Source organism: Delftia sp. ASV31, assembly GCF_016428765.1.
Lineage (GTDB): Bacteria > Pseudomonadota > Gammaproteobacteria > Burkholderiales > Burkholderiaceae_C > Comamonas > Comamonas acidovorans.
Window position 1 is genome coordinate 1 of the sequence record NZ_JAELTK010000163.1, and the last position, 3,628, is coordinate 3,628.

Consider the following 3,628-nt stretch of genomic DNA (forward strand, 5'->3'; position numbering starts at 1 on the left):
CCCCCCCCCCCCCCCCCCCCCCCCCCCCCCCCCCCCCCCCCCCCCCCCCCCCCTTTTTCAAGCAGAAGACGGCATACGCGATCAACGTCAGCGTCTCGTGGGCTCGGAGATGTGTATAAGAGACAGGCACACACCAATCCGGATTCTTTACCCAGTCTGTAAAATAAATGGTGGGGTGGTCTTCCAGGATATTGCAGCGGGTATAGCCCAGTTTCGGCATGGCATAGTACTGAAGAGGAGTAACTGCAAAAATACAAAAAAACATAATAAAAACTCCAACGGCTATGGCGGATAAAAAAATACGCGTTGGGATTTTCATAGCGTCTTCTGTGCAAGGGACTGATTTTTGTATTGCAATGATAATTCCTGTGATTGAAATTATTGGCACACACAACGCAATTGGAACAAATGGTGTGATTCTTACAGATGGGGCAAGTTTGTTTAAATCATCTAAGGTTTGATATAGAGAATATAAAATACTCCAAATTGACATTGTCAGAAGCAGCAGAAAAAGTGGAATACTCCATATTAGTGATTTTCTGATTTCGGTTAAATTTCTTTTGTCCATTTTAAGACTCATCAATTTTTGCGATTGATAGGGGATAGTAAATTTTTAGGATGGTTTTGGGGTATTTCTTTGATCTCTGTTGTTTCATGATTGCCACTCAACTGTTCTGTGGCGAGAGCGTCAGTATTAACGCGGTATATGCCAGAAGGCGTGCTGTTTGTCAAAATTCTTAGTGAGGCAATAACATTTTTCTTTATTTTCCAAATTTTATCTATTTCATTTAAAGCTATCCCGGTAGAAAATACCATTAAGGCCATGGCACCTAAAGAAAAAACAGCAATAGCGGTTACGCTTGCGACAAAAATTCCCGCGCCTATGCCCACCATCGTCGCCAACCCAGCCTTGACCGCCTCCACTCCAATCCCTCCCACCAGATCATGCATGGTCTTCTCGTCGTTGAAGATGAAGTCCAATGTCTCCACGCCGATACCCACAACCAAGCTCAAGATGAAGCCCCCTCTGGCCACGCCCTGAAGGCCGCGCATGCCCAGACCCATCTGGACCATGCGGGGATTGGTGGTGAGAAAGCGCGTGCCCTGCAGCAGATTGCCGCGAAACCCGGCTCGTCCCGTGATGATGATATAGGTGCCTTTGGGCGTCGCCTTGACATAGGTGCGTGCACCGGCAAGGCGCAATGCAATCAGCGTTCTGGTGAACAGGTACGCGTCATTGGCCAGCATGGAGGCGGGGATGGTCCAGGATTTGCCGGCATTGGGGCTGGCCGTCTGCGTCCAATACTTGCCCAAGGCGCTTTGGGCCAGGATGGCGCGCAGGCTGGCCTCCAGGCGTGGGTCATTGCGCGATCTGTCTTGCAGGACGCCTATGAACTCTTGCGGCGTGAGTACCACCACGTCCACATGCTGGCTGTCCATGTCACGTGTGATCTGCCTGTTGAAGGCCTTTTCATAGCTGATATACGGACGGGTGATATCGGTGGATGTTGCCATGGCCTGCAAGCGAATGGTTAATGGAATGAACAAGAAAATGGTGATTTGCCAAATGCCAGAAAAATCACAAACGCAGCCCTCCCATCAGGCCTGTGAGAAATCAGGTCCGATCAAGGTATGAGAGTGGGAATTGCGCGTTCGCAATCATTCCCAAGGCCAATGTCAATCAATGGCCTGGGAATTCCGTTGTGGGAGTCCGGCTATTTGATTTCTTGGGTATCTGGAAGTCAAGCAGAAAGGCTGGTGGCTGATTATTTTCAGATTATTCCTAGATGCATATATGAGATGCACGCCTTGAGTGCAGTCGATATGGATTTGGAATGGGGAAGAGGGCGGTGACAAGGCTTTGCCAGTCAGGGCAGCCATTTGCCTCAGTGGACGCACGGCACCCGACACCGCCGTGCTGCGGGCCTTTGCGGCCACAGGCACGGCACCGTGGTGATGTGGTCATGAAGACCCGGTACAAGTACACCGCGCGCAGCGGGCTGGCGTTCCATATCATCGAGTGCTGCGCGGGCCTGGCGGCGCAGCCCCAACGGCAACAGCCGGCCGCCATCATCCAGCCCGGTCACAACCTCGTATATCCATGACAGCCAGTGAAAGATTGAAGGCTTGGGCACGACGCATCAAGCGCGATGGCGTCACCCTGTGGTTTGCCTGCAAGAGCCCGCAGACGCCCTGGTATGCCAAGGCCTTGGGCGCCTTCGTAGTCGCCTACGCCCTGAGCCCCATCGATCTGATCCCCGACTTCATCCCCGTGCTGGGCTATGTGGATGACGTCCTGCTGCTGCCCGCGCTGATCTGGCTCACCGTGCGGCTGCTTCCCCCTGCCGTGTTGGCCGACAGCCGCCAGCAGGCCGAGGCCTGGATGCAGGCCCAGGGCCGCAAACCCCGAAGCCGTGCCGGAGTCGCTCTGGTGGTGTGCGTCTGGCTATGCGTTTGCGTGGGGGCCTTCCTTGTGTTCCGAGGGCGCTGGGATCGTTGAGCGCGGAGCCTTGTCGGGCTGAGCGGCGGCGGGCGGGCAACACAAGGATGCGGGAGCTGCGCCTGAGCGCTGTATCATCTCGCCCAGGTGCTGAACACACCTTCACAGGCGGTCCCGCCACACTCCCGAAAGCAGTTGGACGTACTCATAGGAGGCCTCATGGCTGCTTTCCTTGCGGGCGTATCAATGCCCGAACCCTCTCCCAATCCTTTGCGTGGTCCCGTGCTTCGAGCACTTGGGCATTCCTTTGCGTCAGCCGCCAAGCGTGCTCATTGAGGAGTTGCCATGCTGTACTTTCAACTTTCCGAGCCAGAGTACAACAGCCTGCGGCGCGTGCAGGATCAGTTGGGGCTGATTTCCAGTTTGATCATTGGCGCCTACCCGGGGCATGCCTTGGAGCCGGTGACTCCGGGGCAATTGCTTGCGTTTATTCAGGCGCAGGAAGAGGTGCTTGAGGGGGTGATGGGGGAAGTCAAAGAGCGCGGGGTGGTGAGGAGGACAGTAATGGTGAATGACTAGAAAATCTGGTAAGAATTACTATGCAGGCAAAAGTAATTTTGCCTGTCTTTCATTTGGCATTCTTGTTGCTTGAGAATTTTTATTGCAAAAATTTTATGTTTTGATTTTTGATTCAACAGATTAATGTGGAATAGTAGCAGCACTTGGATAATGGGTGGTGGAAAGAAGCAGTCGCCTAGAATCCACTGTACCGATCAACAGAAGCTGATGGTCTAGAAGTACTGTAAAGTGAGCAATGCCGTACACCGGCTCGGAATGTAAAGAGAGATCGAATTAGTTGAAAATCTCTTGGCGAGCCTTTAAGGAATGTTTGATTTTTTTGAATAACTCACCTCTCATCTGGAGTCCTGACAATGCTTCGCGGTAGGACTGTGAAACCTTCAATTTAGCCGATAGGATCACGCGTCCGCTCTCGTCAATGGTGAGTAGGTTACGATCAAAAAGTCTATGTAGATCAGTGCGCAATAAAATTCCGTTGGTCGTTCCATTTCCGCCTCTTACATTAACTTCAATAATGTGTGCGGCATCTAGCCTGTCTCTTATACACATCTAAAATGGGGGGGGGGGGGGGGGGGGGGGGGGGGGGGGGGGGGGGGGGGGGGGGGGGGG

Annotated in this window: 4 protein-coding genes; 2 read left to right on the forward strand and 2 right to left on the reverse strand. The window is 53.0% G+C overall.

Annotated features, from left to right (window positions below):
- Positions 1–579: 579 nt before the first annotated feature.
- A complete protein-coding gene (locus JHD82_RS28570; protein ID WP_199140249.1) occupies positions 580–1,515 on the reverse strand; it encodes a hypothetical protein in 936 nt (311 codons plus the stop codon).
- A gap of 586 nt (positions 1,516–2,101) precedes the next feature.
- Here JHD82_RS28570 and JHD82_RS28575 point away from each other — a divergent pair.
- Together JHD82_RS28575 and JHD82_RS28580 are read left to right on the forward strand one after the other, a co-directional pair.
- Entirely contained in the window at positions 2,102–2,500 is a 399-nt protein-coding gene (locus JHD82_RS28575; RefSeq protein ID WP_199140245.1) for a YkvA family protein, read from the forward strand.
- Positions 2,501–2,785: 285 nt separating this feature from the next.
- On the forward strand, positions 2,786–3,019 hold the full coding sequence (locus JHD82_RS28580) for a hypothetical protein (protein WP_046987481.1): 234 nt from the start codon (positions 2,786–2,788) through the stop codon (positions 3,017–3,019).
- Positions 3,020–3,292: 273 nt separating this feature from the next.
- Here JHD82_RS28580 and JHD82_RS30530 read toward each other — a convergent pair whose 3' ends face one another.
- Complete coding sequence (locus tag JHD82_RS30530; RefSeq protein WP_199140247.1) at positions 3,293–3,568, reverse strand: HNH endonuclease signature motif containing protein; 276 nt, start codon at positions 3,566–3,568, stop codon at positions 3,293–3,295.
- Between the last annotated feature and the right edge of the window lie 60 nt (positions 3,569–3,628).

Coding starts and splice junctions, on each gene's coding strand:
- JHD82_RS28570 (WP_199140249.1), bottom strand. CDS start 1,515: ATGGCAACATCCACCGATATCACCCGTCCGTATATCAGCTATGAAAAG.
- JHD82_RS28575 (WP_199140245.1), top strand. CDS start 2,102: ATGACAGCCAGTGAAAGATTGAAGGCTTGGGCACGACGCATCAAGCGC.
- JHD82_RS28580 (WP_046987481.1), top strand. CDS start 2,786: ATGCTGTACTTTCAACTTTCCGAGCCAGAGTACAACAGCCTGCGGCGC.
- JHD82_RS30530 (WP_199140247.1), bottom strand. CDS start 3,568: ATGTGTATAAGAGACAGGCTAGATGCCGCACACATTATTGAAGTTAAT.